Here is a 14311-nt window from a genome sequence, read left to right as displayed (position 1 = left end):
GCGCTGGTGCAACCGGTGGCCCAAGCGGTGGCTGCTGCGACGCGCCCCACCCACACGCCACTTGCCAGTGGCGGCATCCTTCGCCACTGCCATGGCAACCATGCCCGAACCCATTCTCACCCTTGATTCCATCGGCCTGAAAACCGGCAGCGACTGGCTGTTCCGGCAGTTGTCGCTCACCATCGATGCGCGCGATCGCGTGGCCCTGATCGGCCGCAACGGTGCCGGCAAATCCACCTTGCTGAAGATCATCGACGGCAGCCTGCAATTTGATGAAGGCCGCCGAGCGACGGCTTCCGGCCTGCGCATCGGCCGGCTGGAGCAGGACCCACCCATGGCGCAATTCGCCACGCTGGGGGATTATGCCATGGCCGGCGGCGCACAGCCTTACGAGGTCGAGGCGCTGGCCGATCAGCTGGGCATGGACATGGCCCGACCCGCGGCCACGTCATCGGGCGGGGAGCGCCGCCGCGCCGCGCTGGTGCGCGTGCTCGCCGATGCGCCCGATCTGCTGCTGCTGGATGAACCGACCAACCATCTGGACATCGGTGCCATCACCTGGCTGGAAAACTGGCTGGATCGCAGCCGCTGCGCCCTGGTGGTGATCAGCCATGATCGCGCTTTCCTGACCCGCCTGACCAAAAATTGCCTGTGGCTTGATCGTGGGATGTTGCGCCGCGCCGAAGTGGGCTTTGGCGGGTTCGATGCCTGGGCCGAAGCCGTCGCCGCCGAAGAGGAGCGCACCGCCCAGCGCCTGGACACGAAACTGCGCGCCGAGGAACATTGGCTGCAACGCGGCGTAACGGCACGGCGCAAGCGCAACATGGGCAGATTGTCGAAACTGATGGACCTGCGCGAAACCCGCCGCAGCCTCGATCGCGGCCCCACCACCGCGCGCATTTCCACCCAGAGCGAAGACCCGGGATCGAAAATCCTGATCGATGCCAAACATGTATCCGTGGCGTTTGGCGGCCGCGTGCTGATCGACGATCTGTCGCTGCGCGTGCGCAAGGGCGATCGCATCGGCATTGTCGGCCCCAACGGCGCCGGCAAATCCACGCTGATCAAGCTGCTGCTGGGCCAGATCGCCCCCGATGCCGGCAGCATCACCCGCGCGGCCACAATGCTGCCCACCATCATCGATCAGCACCGCCTGCGCCTGTCGGGCCGCACCGTGCGCGAGGTGCTGGCCGATGGCGGCGAGTGGTTGGAGGTGAACGGCACCAAGAAACATGTCGCCGGCTATCTGAAGGACTATCTGTTCGAACCCGGCATCCTGGATGCGCCGGCCGCCAGCCTGTCGGGCGGCGAACAATCGCGGCTGTTGCTGGCCCGCGAATTCGCGACGCCGTCCAACCTGATGGTGCTCGATGAACCGACCAACGATCTCGACATGGAAACGCTCGACCTGATCGAGGAAGTGATCGGCGATTATGATGGCACCGTGCTGCTGGTCAGCCACGATCGCGCCTTTCTGGACCGGGTGGTGACGATGATCGTCGCCATGGATGGCCACGGCCATGCCGATATCAGCGTCGGCAGCTGGAGCGACTGGGCGGCCCGCCAGACGCCGGCGGCAAAGGCCAAGGGCCGCTCCGCCGGATCGACCACGCCAGTCGCCTCGGCCCCTTCGAAAAAGGCCGGCAAACTGAGTTACAAGGATGCGCGCGAGCTGGCCGAACTGCCCGGCCGCATCGAAGCACTGGGCCGCGATATCGCCGCCCGCGAAGCCCGGCTGGCCGATCCGGAGCTCTATTCGAAAAATCCCACCCGCTTCGCCGCGGTCAGCGCCGATCTCGATGCGCTGCGCGCCGAACTGGAGGGCGCCGAACTGCGTTGGCTGGAACTGGCGGCGATGGAAGAAGGCCTGGCCGGCTGAATTTCACACCAGCCGCCGCATCAGCACATCATCCACCGGCACGCCGTTCACGCGGATTGCATCGGCATCGATGGCATAGGGCCGGAACCCGCACGCCAGATACAGTGCAATTGCCGGCGCATTGGCGATGGCGACGCTCAATTCCAGCGTTTCCACCCGGCCCCTGGCCAGACCAAGCACAGCAGCAATCAACGCCCGCCCCGCGCCCAGCCCACGCGCCGCAGGGGCAACATACATGCCAACCAATGATCCGCGATGACCCTGCTTGCGTCCCGGCTCGATTGACAGGGCCGCCGTGCCGACCAGCGCGTCCCCAAGGAAGGCGCCAAAGGTCGCCCGCCGCTGCAGCCGCGCCAACCAGTCGCCGATCGGCCACGTCGCTTCCTCGTCGCCATCGGCGCCGAACGCATGAGGATGGTCGCGGAGCCCTTGCAGGCGCAGCGCGCGATAGGCTTCCACATCCGCCGCCACCAGCGGCCGGACGTGCAGATCAGGCAACCTCGACTCCGGGCGTAACGGCCGGTTCCACATGCTGCGGCAGCACCACGCGCAGCGGTGCGGGCGTCACCTTGGCGGTGTCGTGCTTGCGGATGAACTGTTCCACCACCGGCGCCACACCTTCGCGCCATTTGCTGCCGTTGAAGATGCCATAATGGCCGGCGCCCAGTGCCATGTGATAGGCTTTCTTGGTGTCGGGCAGGTTGACCGCAAGATCCAGCGCGGCCTTCGTCTGGCCGATGCCGGAAATATCATCGCGCTCGCCTTCGATGGCCAGCAGCGCCGTGCGCGTGATCGCCGCCGGATCGGCCAGACGGCCGCGATGCCAGAATTGCCCGGTAGCCAGCGCCTGGCGCTGGAACACCAGATCGATGGTCTGCAGATAAAATTCCGCGGTCATGTCGCACACGGCACGATATTCATCATAAAATGCCTTGGTGGCATCCGATGATTCTGTATCGCCATCGACCAGGTGCTTGAACATTTCCCAGTGCGATTTCATGTGGTTGGCCAGGTTCATCGACAGGAAGCCCGACAGTTGCAGATAGCCGGGATACACTTTGCGCCCCGCGCCCGGATAGACATCGGGCACGCGCTGGATCACCGATTGTTCGAACCAGGCATAAGGCCGGTTGTGCGCCAGATCATTCACCGATGTCGGCGCCTTGCGCGTATCGACCGGTCCACCCATCAGCGTGAGGGTCGGCGGCGCGCATGGGTGATCATCGGCGTTCATCAAGCACACCGCGGCCAGCGCCGGCACCGACGGCTGGCACACGGCCAGCATGTGCGTATCCGGCCCCAGATGCTCCAGAAACTCGATCAGATAATCGACATAGTCATTCAGATCGAACTTGCCTTCGCTGGCCGGCACCAACTTCGCGTCGCGCCAATCGGTGATGTACACATCATGGTCGGGCAGCAAGCGTTCGACGGTGCCGCGCAGCAGGGTCGCATAATGGCCCGACATCGGCGCCACCACCAGTACGCGCGGATCGCGCCGGCCAGACACGGCACGCTGGAAATGCTTCAACTGGCCGAACGGCTTTCTCAGCACGATCTCTTCGGACACCGCCACCGATACGCCATCGACAATGGTGGCTGCCAGGCCGAACGGCGGCTTGCCGCGCGGCGCCACCGCGTGGGCAAAGACTTCCAGCGACCGCGCCACCACCGGCGCCGCCGGCGACCACGATAACGGGTTTGCCGTGCTCAACAGCATTTCGGAACTGGTCTTGGCCATCATGCCGACACCGGCCATCCAGGCGCGCTGCATCTCGAACGACGTGTAAAGCATGGAAACCCTTTCGTTGCGGCCTTTTCCGCCAGCACGCCCTCCGTGCCATATCGCAGGTGCAGCATAAACCGAAAACTGCTGGAAGCGTCGGAATTATCAGCAACGACCGGACAAAGGCACGTTTCAGCAGGCAAACGCGGCCCCCGCCCCGGCTGCCCCACGTCTGCCCCACGTCTGCCCCGCGGCTGCCCCACGGCTGCCCCACGGCTGCCCCACGGCTGCCAATGCCACAGCCGTGCCATTATCATTGAGGAAATGGCACGTGCCTGTTATCAGCCGCCATGGCTTCCAGACCGCCGAAACCACCGCTGCCACCCGTGGGTGAGCGCAAACTGTCCCGGCTGCGGCTGTTGTGGCGTTTCGCTGGCGCCTATCCGTGGCAACTGGCGGCCGCGCTGGCGGCGCTGCTGGTGGCGGCCGTCACCACGCTGGCCATCCCTCAGGGCCTGAAGATGGTGGTGGACAACGGCTTTTCCCGCGGCAGCGATCCGGCCGCCATCCGGCCGTTCTTCACCATCTTCCTCGGCCTGGTCGGCATGCTCGGCCTGGCGACGGCAACGCGCTTCTATTTTGTCACCTGGATCGGGGAGCGCGTCGTTGCCGATCTGCGCACCGCCGTGCAGCGCCACCTGGTATCGCTGGATCCGGTGTTTTTCGAAGTGAACCGCCCCGCCGAAATCGCCAGCCGGCTGACATCCGATACCGCCATCATCGAACAGGTGGTATCCACCTCGGCCAGCCTGGCGCTGCGCAACAGCGTGATGGGCATTGGCGGGGTTGGTTACATGTTCTGGGTTTCCCCGCGCCTGACCCTGCTGATGCTGCTGGTCATACCGCTGACCATGCTGCCGATCCTCTTCCTTGGCCGCAAGGTGCGCGAGATTTCCCGCACCAGCCAGGATCGCGTTGCCGATCTGGGCACCATGGTTTCGGAAGTGCTCGGCGCCATCCGCATCGTGCAGGCCTTCACCCAGGAAGGCCGCGAAGCCGCGCGCTTCTCGGCCGGCGTGGAGCGCAGCTTTGCCACCGCCAAATCCCGCATGCGGCTGCGCGCCATCATGACCGCGATGGTCATCAGCCTGGTGTTCGGCGCGATCACGCTGGTGCTGTGGCAGGGCGCGCTCGATGTGATTGCCGGCACCTTGTCCGGCGGGTCGATCGCGGCCTTCGTGTTTGCCGCGGCCATTGTCGCTGGCGCGTTCGGCACGCTCACCGAAGTCTATGGCGATTTCATGCGCGCTGCCGGTGCGTCGGGTCGGATGGAGGAGTTGCTCGCCGCCCGACCGATGATCTGCGCGCCGGCCCATCCCACCGCGCTGCCGGCAAATGCGCAAGGCCGGCTGGAACTGAACGATGTGCATTTCCATTATCCTTCCAAGCCGGATGCGCCGGCACTGAACGGCTTCTCCCTGCATGTGGCGCCGGGCGAAACCGTGGCGGTGGTCGGGCCATCGGGCGCCGGCAAATCGACCCTGTTCCAGCTCGTTCAGCGTTTCTACGATCCGGAAAGCGGCGATCTGCGCATCGATGGCGTACCCTATCGTGATGCCGATCCGCACGAAATCCGCGAGCGCATCGCCGTGGTGCCGCAGGAAACCGTGATCTTCGCCGCCAGCGCGTTTGAAAACATCCGCTATGGCCGCCCGAATGCCAGCGAAGCCGACGTGTGGGCCGCCGCTGAAGCCGCGCATGCCGACACGTTCCTGCGCGAACTGCCTGAAGGCATCCATTCCTATCTTGGCGAAAGCGGCACGCGCCTTTCGGGCGGCCAGCGCCAGCGGGTCGCCATTGCTCGCGCCATCCTGCGCAGCGCGCCAATCCTGCTGCTCGATGAAGCCACCAGCGCGCTGGATGCCGAGAGCGAGCAGCTGGTGCAGGCGGCGCTTGATGAGATGATGAAGGAGCGCACCACGCTGGTGATCGCCCATCGCCTGGCCACCGTGCGCAATGCCGATCGGATCGTGGTGATGGACAAGGGCCGCATTGTCGCCACCGGCACCCACGACAGCCTGATGGCAGGCGGCGGGCTCTATGCGCGGCTGGCGCGGCTGCAGTTCGATCAGGTTGCCGCCTGAATTTTACTGGGCGGTATAGCCGCCATCGATCACCAGTTCGGCGCCAGTCATGAAGCTCGATGCATCGCTGGCCAGGAACAGCACGGCCTCGCCGATTTCGCGAGGCAATCCGAACCGCGCCATCGGATGCGCCGCCATCAAGGCGACGCGTACTTCGTTGCCATCGTCCCGCTCGGCCAGCGCGTTCGCCACCAGCGGCGTATCGATGAAACCGGGGTGGAGGCTGTTGACGCGGATGCCCAGCGGCGCCCATTCCAGCGCCGCCGCCTTGGTGAGCAGGGTCACCCCGCCCTTGGACGCGCAATAGGCCGAAGCGCCAGCCATGCCGACCTTGCCGAGGATCGAACTGACATTGATGACACTGCCACCACCGGCAGCGGCAATGCGCGGCCCGGCATGGCGCAGGCCCAGAAACACCCCGTCCAGATTGATGCCGAGGATCGTGCGCCAGGCCTCCAGGCTGTGCTCCATCAGTTCGTGGCGACCACCCGAAATTCCGGCGTTGTTGACCAGAATATCCAGGCGGCCGAATTCGCTGATGGCATGCTCGACCGCGGCGGCCCAATCGGCTTCGCTGGTCACATCGTGCAAACGGAACGCAGCCTTCAGGCCCTTGTCGGCCATTTGGCCGGCCACTTCCTCGCCCGCCAAATCACGATCAGTCAGCAGCACCGCCGCCCCGGCCAGCGCCAATGCCCAAGCTGCCGCCGCGCCCAGCCCGGAGGCGGCGCCGGTGACGAGTGCGACCTTGCCGTGCAAGTTGGTCATATGCTGTCTCCCTATGCTTCGGGAGATTAGGCCCGTGGGCCTGCAGGGGAAAGCTACCAAAAACCCCCTGAACGCAAGGGTGCACCTTTGTCCCCTCTCCCCTTTGCGGGAGAGGGAGGGGCCCGCGCCGCAGGCCTGGGAGGGAGAGGGGGTGCACGCGTGCCAGCGTATTTCACGGGCTCGCACGGCCGCCGGCAAAGCCGCTAGCCTGCGCCACACTTGATCCGGGATTAGACAAGTCAAAAAAAGGCGACCCGAGGGTCGCCTTTTTCGTTCAAGCCTACCCAAGCCTAGGCCAGGGACTGATCTTGCCGGAGTCGACAAATAGCTACGCTATGTGCGCGCCCGGCTGCGATCAGTTCGCGTAGGCCTCGTTACCAACAAAGCCCATCTTCTCGATCCCGGCCTGTTGTGCGCCGGCCATCACCTGATCAACCAGTTCATACTTGGCCTCGGCTTCCGGACGCATCCGCAGCTCGGGCTGTTCCGGCATGGCGGCAGCCTGCTTCATGTAGCCCTTCATGACGTCGAGCGTCACTTCGGTCTTGTTCCAATACAGATTGCCCAGAAAATCGATGTCGATCTGGTTGAAAACCGGATCGATATTGCTGGGGTTCGGGTTCGGCGGCGGCAGATCCAGCTTCACGGCGTGGGTCTGCGGCGGGATGGTGATGATGAACATGATGAGCAGAACAAGCATGACGTCGATGAGCGGCGTCGTGTTCATTTCGCCCATCGGGGCGTCTTCTTCCTTGCTGCCAACCGACATTGCCATGGCGCTTACTCCTGTCTGTCAAGCGGCGGCCAGCCCGGGGGCCGGCCGCCTCAACCTATCAAAAATCGCGCGTCACATAGCCGGCGACGGGTTCGGAAATGAACCCAACCTTCAGGAAGCCGGCCCGCTGCATGGTGAACACCACGCCGCCAATGCAGCGATAGGCCACATCCTTGTCACCGCGAATGTGCACTTCCGGCAGTTCGATCTTGCCGCCCAGGGCTTCCTGGCGGGCAATCTCGTCCTTCAGCGCCTTGACGCCGCGATCCAGCAGTTCCTGCTTCGTCGTCACCAACGTCTGACCCCAATAGGTGTCGCAGTTGGAGTCCACCGAAATCAGCACATTCTCTGGCTTGGTGGTTGTCGGCAGGTTGGTCACGGTCGGCAGCTTCAGCGGCACGACCTGGATCACGACCGGGACGGTGATGAGGAAGATGATGAGGAGCACCAACATGACGTCGACCAGCGGCGTCGTGTTGATCTCGTTCATCGGTGCATTCTCGTCACCGTCCGACGATCCGACACTCATTGACATTTGTCTGTCTCCCGTTTCAGGCGGCGATCAGACCGTTCAGCGCTTGACCGGAGCAGCAGGCGCAGCGGCCGGAGCAGCCGATGCCATCTTCGGACGCTCGATGCGAGCACCCGAAACCAGGGCACCATGCACGTCGGCGGTGAAGTTGTTCAGACGCTCCGCGATGTCCTTGTTGCGACGCACCAGCCAGTTGTAGCCAAGCACGGCGGGCACGGCCACGGCCAGACCCAGCGCGGTCATGATCAACGCTTCACCGACCGGACCGGCGACCTTGTCGATCGAGGCCTGACCAGCCAGGCCGATGTTGATCAGCGCGCGATAGATCCCGACGACGGTGCCGAACAGCCCGACGAACGGCGAGGTCGAACCGACCGAGGCCAGGAACGAGAAACCGGTGGTCAGCTTGCCGTTGATGGCAGAGACCGAACGGTTCAGCGCCATCGTCACCCACTCGTGCTGATCGATCTTGTCGGTCAGACGACCTTCGTGGTGATCGGAAGCGCGCAAGCCGTCTTCGACGATCTGGCGGAACGGCGAGTTCTTGTCGAGCTTGCCAGCACCGGTCTTCAGATCTGGGGCGGACCAGAACTTCTTTTCGAGTTCAGCGACTTCGGTGTTAATCTTGCGCTGATCCAGATACTTGGTGATGATGATGAACCAGCTGTAAAGCGACATGAACACCAGCAGCAAGAACACGGCCCAGGCGATCACGCCGCCCTGTTGCAGCGCGGCCAGAAGGCCATAAGGATTTTCGGCGTTTTCGGTCTGCATTGTCTGTTTCCCTCGGTTATCGTTGCAGTCTGTTGTGCGAAATCTGGTTCATGAAACAACCCGCCCCAGCGTCAGGCCAGAACGGGTTGCCTCAGATCAGTTGGTGAGTTGCCAGCGCACGGGCTGGGTCTTGCGCTCCTCAACCGGCGCGCCGTCACGCAGCGCGGCCTTGAAGCGGAACCGGCGCTTGATGATGGCGCACGTGGCGTCATCAAGCCGCTTGAAACCGCTCGACTGCGTCACTTCGCAGGTCTGCACGCGGCCATCGGTTTCGACGACATAGGAAACGCGCACAACGCCTTCCTCTTCGGCAGCGCGCGAGGCACTGGGATAATCGTCTTCGCTGATCGAATTGCCACGGGCACCCACGGCAGCCGTCGTCGGACCAACGGCGGCCGGCGGGGCCGGCGGCGGCGGGGCCGGCGGAGCGACCACGGGCGGGTCGGGCCGGGCGACGTTGGACTGGACCGAAATGGTGGGCGCCGCTTCGGACTGCACCGACACTTCTGGCGGCGGCACATACGGCGGGATCTCGATTTCCTTGGGCGGCGGCGGCGGCGGCTCGTCTGGCGGCGGCGCCTCCTCCTTCACGTTCACCGCTTCCAGCGGTTCGATAATCTTCTTGACCATCGAAATGGCGAAACCGGTTATGATGGCATAGCCGAGGATCAGGTGCAGGACGGCAACGCCAACCAGCGCGATCTGTCGGTTTTTGCTCATCCCAGGCTGTTCCATGTAGGACATGGCTGGTCTGGCGCTCCCTTAACTACACGGGAAAAGCCGCGGACAGAGGACCCCCCTCAAACCCTGCGCCGATCCCTCTGAGGCCCCCTCTAACCGCAAGCGATGCCCCGGAGCAACCGGCTTTTTGCCACAATCCCGCCTGTTTCCCAGTTGCTACGTCAATTCACCCCCTTTTAGGCAGGCTTAGCCGGAACTGCGCCGCGGTGCAGCATGGCCGAGGCTTGGCGCAACGGCGGTGCAGGGGTTACAGTGCGGCAATGTCACGCCCGATTCTGTCCATCGTCCTGATTCTGGCCGTGATTGCCGGCGCTGGCCCCGCCGTGGCCCAGTCGGTCCAGCCGCCACAGCCATCACCAGCGCCACTTTCCGATCAACTGACGAGCTATGCCGATGTCGCCGAACTGGCGCTCGCCAGCCCGGTGATCGTGCGCGCCAGCATCATCCGCGCCGATCGGGTTCGCGGCCCGGCAGCACAGGGTGTGGCAGCAGGCCGCATGCGGCTGCTGGTCTCTGCTGCGGTCTCCAATGTGCTGATCGCGCCAGGTGCCATGGCCGGCACGCTGCAATGGCTGTGGGATGCCCCAATCGATGCACGCGGGCGGCCGCCGGCCACAAAGGGCCTGGATGTGATTGCCTTCGTCGCCGTACCGGCCGGCGGCGGCGCCACGCGTCTGGTCTCTCGGCGCGGCCAACAGCCTTATGATCTGGCACTTGCCGATCGGGTTCGCGCCATCGCCAGCGAAGCCCGCAGCGGGAGCATTCCCATCGTCCGTGGCGTGACGAGCGGCTTTCGCGCCGACGGCACCATTACCGGCGAAAGCGAAAGCCAGTTCTTCCTGGCCACCGACGGCAAGCCGGCCACGTTGGTGGTGCAGAACCGGCCCGGTGAGGTCCGCCGGGTGCTGGTGGCGCAGAGCGACATCATCGACGATTCGGCGCGCCGCGTCGCGCCGGAAAGCCTGCTCTGGTATCGCCTCGCCTGTTTCTTGCCCCGCACCCTGCCCGCTGCGGCCGGCGGCAGCGATGCGGCCCTGGCCAGGGACTGGCGCGACGCGATGGCCAGCCTGGGGCCGTGCGGCAAGACCGGCTGACGTTTCGCCCTTGTTCCTTCACACCCCGTCCGGCAGTCTGGATGGGTTCGATCGGGGGAACCACGACATGAAATTTCCTGCCTTGCTGCTGATTGCCTTGTCCGCCAGTTCGGCCATGGCGGATGAAGTATTGTGGGACAAATGGGGCGTCCCCCATATCGAGGCGAGCACAGAAGCCGGCGCCTTCAAGGGCTTCGGCTGGGCCCAGGCCGCCAGCCACGGCAATATCCTGCTGCGCATGTACGGCGAAAGCCGCGCCCGCGCGGCGGAATATTGGGGGGCGGATTATGCGCCGCTCGATCGCTATCTGATCGCCCATGATGCGCCGGAACGCGCCCAAGCCTGGTACAAGGCGCAAAGCCCGCAGATGCGTGCCAATCTCGATGGCTTCGCTGCCGGCATCAACGCCTATATCGCTGCCCACCCCGATGCCGTGCCGACTGACCTGAAGCGCGTGCTGCCGATCACCGGCGTCGATGTGATGGCGCACGCCCACCGGCTGATGCAGTTCCTCTATGTCGCCCCGATGGCGCGCATGCTCACCCCGCCGGCGGCCTTTGCGCCGACCGGGATCGGTGACGGCGGAGACGGTGATGCCGGCGGCTCCAACGGCTGGGCGGTGGCGCCGGCGCGGTCGGCGAGCGGCGCGGCGATGTTGCTAGCCAATCCGCACCTGCCATGGGCGCCCTCCCCACTGACCTATTATGAGGCGCAGATCACCGCGCCGGGTTACAGTGTCTATGGCGCCACCCAGGTCGGCCTGCCCGTGCTGCGCTTTGCCTTCAACAACAATCTGGGCTTCACCAACACGGTCAACAACATGCTGGGCGCGGCGCGATACCGGCTGGAGCTGGTGGGCGACAAATATCGGGTGGACGGCAAGGCGCTGGCCTTCCGGCGGGTCAGCAAATCGCTGCTGATCCGCCAGAACGATGGCAGCCTCAAGCGCGAGACCTTCGTGCAGCGCAGCAGCATTCACGGCCCGGTGTTCGACGTTGGCGGCGAAGCAATCGCCGTGCGCATCGCCGGCCTTGATCGCCCCGGCGTGCTGCAGGCCTATCTCGAAATGGGCAAGGCGCAGGATTTTGCCGGCTTTGAATCGGCCTTGAAACGCTTGCAGATTCCCAGCTTCAACCTCGTCTATGCCGATCGCGCCGGGCATGTGTTCCACATCAGCAACGGCATATTGCCCCGCCACCCCACCGGCGGCAGCCACGCCTATTGGGCCGGCATCGTCCCCGGCAATCGCAGCGATCTGATCTCGACCGAGATCGAGCCTTACGAATCCTTGCCCAAGGCGCTCGATCCGCCCGGCGGCTTTGTGCAGAACGCCAACGACACGCCCTGGGTGAACAGCCTGCCGCGGGTGCTCAAGCCGGCGGATTATCCGGCCCATGTCGCCAGTGATGAGGCGATGAGCCTGCGCGCCCAGATGTCGGCGCGGCTGCTGGCGGGGACGGACAAGCTCAGCTTCGCCGATTTCACCCGTCGCAAGCTGACCACGACCAGCCTGCTCGCCGATCGCATGAAGGGCCCGCTGCTGGCCGCGGCCGCCGGCAGCGACGATGCCGACGTGATCGCCGCGCGCGAATTGCTCGCGGGTTGGGACAATCGCTTCCAGCCGGACAGCCGGGCTGCGATCCTGTTCGAAACTTGGGCAAAGCGCTTTTCCGGGCCCGGATTGGGTGACCAACGCAATTTCGTGCAGCCGTGGACGCTGGATGATCCGGTGAACACACCGAGCGGCATCAAGGATGGCGCTGCGGCCACCGCCATGCTGAAGGCCGCCGCGCAGGAGGTGAAGACGCGCTTCGGCCGCCTCGATCCGGCCTATGGTGATGTCTCCCGCTTCAGCGCTGGCGAAGCGGCCTCAGCGCCGGGCAATGGCGGGCTGGGCGGGCTCGGCCTGTTCCGCACCATCAGCTGGGGGCCCTGGCAAGGCGCCACCCGCGTGCCGCAAGCCGGCGAAACCTGGGTCAATCTGATCGAGTTTTCCACGCCGATGAAGGCCATTGCCGCCATGAGCTATGGCAACAGCAGCCAGCCGGGCTCGCCGCATCGCAGCGACCAGCTGCCGCTGATCAGCGAGCAGCGCTTTCGCCAATTGTGGCTGACGCGGGCCGAAGTGGAGCGCAATCTGGAGCGGCGCGACGTGTATTGAGGCGGGGACAGCCCCCACGCCAACCCTCCCCACTCTACGTTCGCTGCGCTCACGTGGGGGGAGGGGGAAGGATTCACGCTGGCGGCACGTGCAGCCAGGCCGCGTGCTTGGGCGCGCGCTTCGTCTCGGCCCACTCGGCCAGCATGGCGGGGGCGACGGTCTTCAGCTCGGCAAGCTGGTCGGCGGTGCCGATGTTGCAAGCCAGTTCGAGGCGGTGGCCGTTGGGATCGAAGAAATAGATCGACTTGAAGATGCCGTGCCAGGTCGGCCCCAGCACCTCGATGCCCTGCGCTTCGATATGCGCCTTGGCACTGAGCAGTTCGGCCTCATCGGCGACCTCGAAGGCGATATGCTGCACCCAGGCCGGGGTATTTGGGTCTTTGCCCATCTCCGGCTGGTTGGGCAGTTCGAAAAACGCCAGCACATTGCCGCCGCCGCAATCGAGGAAGACGTGCATGTACGGGTCATAGGCGCCGGTGGACGGCACGTGATCTTCGGCAAACGCCGTGGTGTATTCCATGCCGAGCACGCGCCCATACCAGGCCACGGTTTGCGCCGCATCGCGGCAGCGGTAGGCGACATGGTGGATGCGTTGCAGCGTAGGTGCGGTCACTGCGCTGGCTCCACCGTCAGCACGCCGCGCCGCACCTGATCGCGCTCCATCGATTCAAACAGCGCCTTGAAATTGCCTTCGCCAAAGCCTTCGTCGCCCTTGCGCTGGATGAATTCGAAAAACACCGGGCCGATCATGGTTTCGGAGAATATCTGCAACAGCAGGCGTTTATGGCCATCCGTGGTGCCATCCAGCAGGATGCCGCGTTGCTGCAGCGCCGCCACCGGTTCGCCATGGCCAGGCAGGCGCTCGGCGAGCATTTCGTAATAGGTGGCAGGCGGTGGCGTCATGAACGGCGTGCCGATGGCCTTCAGCCGATCCCACACGCCGAGCAGATCATCACAGGCAAAGGCGATATGCTGGATGCCTTCGCCGTTGTAGGCGCGCAGGAACTCGTCGATCTGGCCCTTTCCGCCCGCACCTTCCTCGTTCAGCGGGATGCGGATCTTGCCGTCGGGCGCCGTCATCGCCTTGCTGGTGAGGCCGGTATATTCGCCCTTGATGTCAAACCAGCGGATTTCACGAAAGCCCGCGATGCGTTCGTAAAAGGCCGCCCAATGCGCCATGCGCCCGCCGTAAACATTGTGGGTGAGGTGATCGATGATCTGCAACCCCGCCCCCACCGGATTGGGATCGACTCCGGCTTCATAAACGAAATCAATGTCATAAATCGACAAGCCGGGCGCATAGCGATCGACCAGATAGATGATCGATCCGCCGATGCCGCGCATGCCCGGCAGCCGCAGCTCCATCGGGCCGGTACGCGATTCCACCGGCTCGGCGCCGCGCTCCAGCGCCAAGGCATAGGCCGCCGCCGCATCCTTCACCCGCCAACCCATGCCGCACGCTGACGGGCCATGTTCGGCGGCAAAATAGGCCGCCGGGCTGCGCGGTTCATAATTGGCGATCAGGTTGATGCCGCCCTGGCGCCACAATTGCACATCCTTGGACCGGTGCCGGGCGACCAGCGCAAAGCCCATCGCGGCAAACACCGGTTCCAGCACGCCCTGCATTGGCGCACAAAATTCGATGAACTCGAAACCATCCAGGCCGAGCGGGTTTTCGAACACATCACCCATGGCAGGCCTCCTTGATCAGAAAGAC

At 64.6% G+C, this 14311-nt stretch carries 13 protein-coding genes; 4 read left to right on the top strand and 9 right to left on the bottom strand.

Annotation, left to right across the window (positions count from 1 at the left end):
- Nucleotides 1-100: 100 nt before the first annotated feature.
- Nucleotides 101-1879: an ATP-binding cassette domain-containing protein gene (locus AC6UUM_RS07540; protein ID WP_500804929.1), complete on the top strand. Its 1779-nt coding sequence runs from the start codon at nt 101-103 to the stop codon at nt 1877-1879.
- A gap of 3 nt (nt 1880-1882) precedes the next feature.
- On the opposite strand, the gene AC6UUM_RS07535 is transcribed toward AC6UUM_RS07540, so the two are convergent.
- Nucleotides 1883-2377 carry a GNAT family N-acetyltransferase gene (locus tag AC6UUM_RS07535; protein WP_500804710.1) on the bottom strand — a complete coding sequence of 165 codons (495 nt, stop codon included), beginning with the start codon at nt 2375-2377 and terminating at the stop codon, nt 1883-1885.
- Nucleotides 2370-3674 (bottom strand): polyhydroxyalkanoate depolymerase, encoded by a 1305-nt coding sequence (locus tag AC6UUM_RS07530; RefSeq protein ID WP_500804709.1) that lies wholly within the window; start codon nt 3672-3674, stop codon nt 2370-2372. The genes AC6UUM_RS07535 and AC6UUM_RS07530 overlap by 8 nt, the downstream gene beginning before the upstream one ends.
- A gap of 281 nt (nt 3675-3955) precedes the next feature.
- Here AC6UUM_RS07530 and AC6UUM_RS07525 point away from each other — a divergent pair, with 281 nt between their 5' ends.
- A complete protein-coding gene (locus AC6UUM_RS07525; RefSeq protein WP_500804708.1) occupies nt 3956-5749 on the top strand; it encodes an ABC transporter transmembrane domain-containing protein in 1794 nt (597 codons plus the stop codon).
- A 3-nt stretch (nt 5750-5752) separates the two neighbouring features.
- Here AC6UUM_RS07525 and AC6UUM_RS07520 read toward each other — a convergent pair whose 3' ends face one another.
- The 5 genes from AC6UUM_RS07520 to AC6UUM_RS07500 all read right to left on the bottom strand — a co-directional run bounded on the left by AC6UUM_RS07520 (nt 5753) and on the right by AC6UUM_RS07500 (nt 9318).
- Complete coding sequence (locus AC6UUM_RS07520) at nt 5753-6517, bottom strand: SDR family NAD(P)-dependent oxidoreductase (protein WP_500804707.1); 765 nt, start codon at nt 6515-6517, stop codon at nt 5753-5755.
- A 355-nt stretch (nt 6518-6872) separates the two neighbouring features.
- Entirely contained in the window at nt 6873-7292 is a 420-nt protein-coding gene (locus AC6UUM_RS07515; RefSeq protein ID WP_500804706.1) for an ExbD/TolR family protein, read from the bottom strand.
- A gap of 58 nt (nt 7293-7350) precedes the next feature.
- Complete coding sequence (locus AC6UUM_RS07510; RefSeq protein WP_500804705.1) at nt 7351-7827, bottom strand: ExbD/TolR family protein; 477 nt, start codon at nt 7825-7827, stop codon at nt 7351-7353.
- Nucleotides 7828-7863: 36 nt separating this feature from the next.
- Nucleotides 7864-8598 carry a MotA/TolQ/ExbB proton channel family protein gene (locus AC6UUM_RS07505; protein ID WP_500804704.1) on the bottom strand — a complete coding sequence of 245 codons (735 nt, stop codon included), beginning with the start codon at nt 8596-8598 and terminating at the stop codon, nt 7864-7866.
- Nucleotides 8599-8694: 96 nt separating this feature from the next.
- Nucleotides 8695-9318: an energy transducer TonB gene (locus tag AC6UUM_RS07500; RefSeq protein WP_500804703.1), complete on the bottom strand. Its 624-nt coding sequence runs from the start codon at nt 9316-9318 to the stop codon at nt 8695-8697.
- 281 nt (nt 9319-9599) lie between these two features.
- Between AC6UUM_RS07500 and AC6UUM_RS07495 the strand changes: the two genes are divergently transcribed.
- Both AC6UUM_RS07495 and AC6UUM_RS07490 read left to right on the top strand, forming a co-directional pair.
- A complete protein-coding gene (locus AC6UUM_RS07495; protein ID WP_500804702.1) occupies nt 9600-10433 on the top strand; it encodes a hypothetical protein in 834 nt (277 codons plus the stop codon).
- Between the two features lie 67 nt (nt 10434-10500).
- Nucleotides 10501-12594, top strand: a complete 2094-nt coding sequence (locus tag AC6UUM_RS07490; protein ID WP_500804701.1) for a penicillin acylase family protein — start codon at nt 10501-10503, stop codon at nt 12592-12594.
- A 73-nt stretch (nt 12595-12667) separates the two neighbouring features.
- Here the strand turns inward: AC6UUM_RS07490 and AC6UUM_RS07485 are convergent, their stop codons facing one another.
- Both AC6UUM_RS07485 and hppD read right to left on the bottom strand, forming a co-directional pair.
- Entirely contained in the window at nt 12668-13207 is a 540-nt protein-coding gene (locus AC6UUM_RS07485; protein ID WP_500804700.1) for a VOC family protein, read from the bottom strand.
- Nucleotides 13204-14286 carry a 4-hydroxyphenylpyruvate dioxygenase gene (gene hppD / locus AC6UUM_RS07480; protein WP_500804699.1) on the bottom strand — a complete coding sequence of 361 codons (1083 nt, stop codon included), beginning with the start codon at nt 14284-14286 and terminating at the stop codon, nt 13204-13206. The genes AC6UUM_RS07485 and hppD overlap by 4 nt, the downstream gene beginning before the upstream one ends.
- Between the last annotated feature and the right edge of the window lie 25 nt (nt 14287-14311).

This window comes from Sandarakinorhabdus sp., from assembly GCF_987265915.1.
The sequence above is the reverse complement of the archived record's forward strand: the minus strand, read 5'-3'. Positions and strand labels throughout refer to the sequence as shown.

Coding starts and splice junctions, on each gene's coding strand:
- AC6UUM_RS07530 (WP_500804709.1), bottom strand. CDS start 3,674: ATGCTTTACACGTCGTTCGAGATGCAGCGCGCCTGGATGGCCGGTGTC.
- AC6UUM_RS07505 (WP_500804704.1), bottom strand. CDS start 8,598: ATGCAGACCGAAAACGCCGAAAATCCTTATGGCCTTCTGGCCGCGCTG.
- AC6UUM_RS07510 (WP_500804705.1), bottom strand. CDS start 7,827: ATGTCAATGAGTGTCGGATCGTCGGACGGTGACGAGAATGCACCGATG.
- AC6UUM_RS07500 (WP_500804703.1), bottom strand. CDS start 9,318: ATGAGCAAAAACCGACAGATCGCGCTGGTTGGCGTTGCCGTCCTGCAC.
- AC6UUM_RS07515 (WP_500804706.1), bottom strand. CDS start 7,292: ATGGCAATGTCGGTTGGCAGCAAGGAAGAAGACGCCCCGATGGGCGAA.
- hppD (WP_500804699.1), bottom strand. CDS start 14,286: ATGGGTGATGTGTTCGAAAACCCGCTCGGCCTGGATGGTTTCGAGTTC.
- AC6UUM_RS07525 (WP_500804708.1), top strand. CDS start 3,956: ATGGCTTCCAGACCGCCGAAACCACCGCTGCCACCCGTGGGTGAGCGC.
- AC6UUM_RS07540 (WP_500804929.1), top strand. CDS start 101: ATGCCCGAACCCATTCTCACCCTTGATTCCATCGGCCTGAAAACCGGC.
- AC6UUM_RS07490 (WP_500804701.1), top strand. CDS start 10,501: ATGAAATTTCCTGCCTTGCTGCTGATTGCCTTGTCCGCCAGTTCGGCC.
- AC6UUM_RS07495 (WP_500804702.1), top strand. CDS start 9,600: ATGTCACGCCCGATTCTGTCCATCGTCCTGATTCTGGCCGTGATTGCC.
- AC6UUM_RS07520 (WP_500804707.1), bottom strand. CDS start 6,517: ATGACCAACTTGCACGGCAAGGTCGCACTCGTCACCGGCGCCGCCTCC.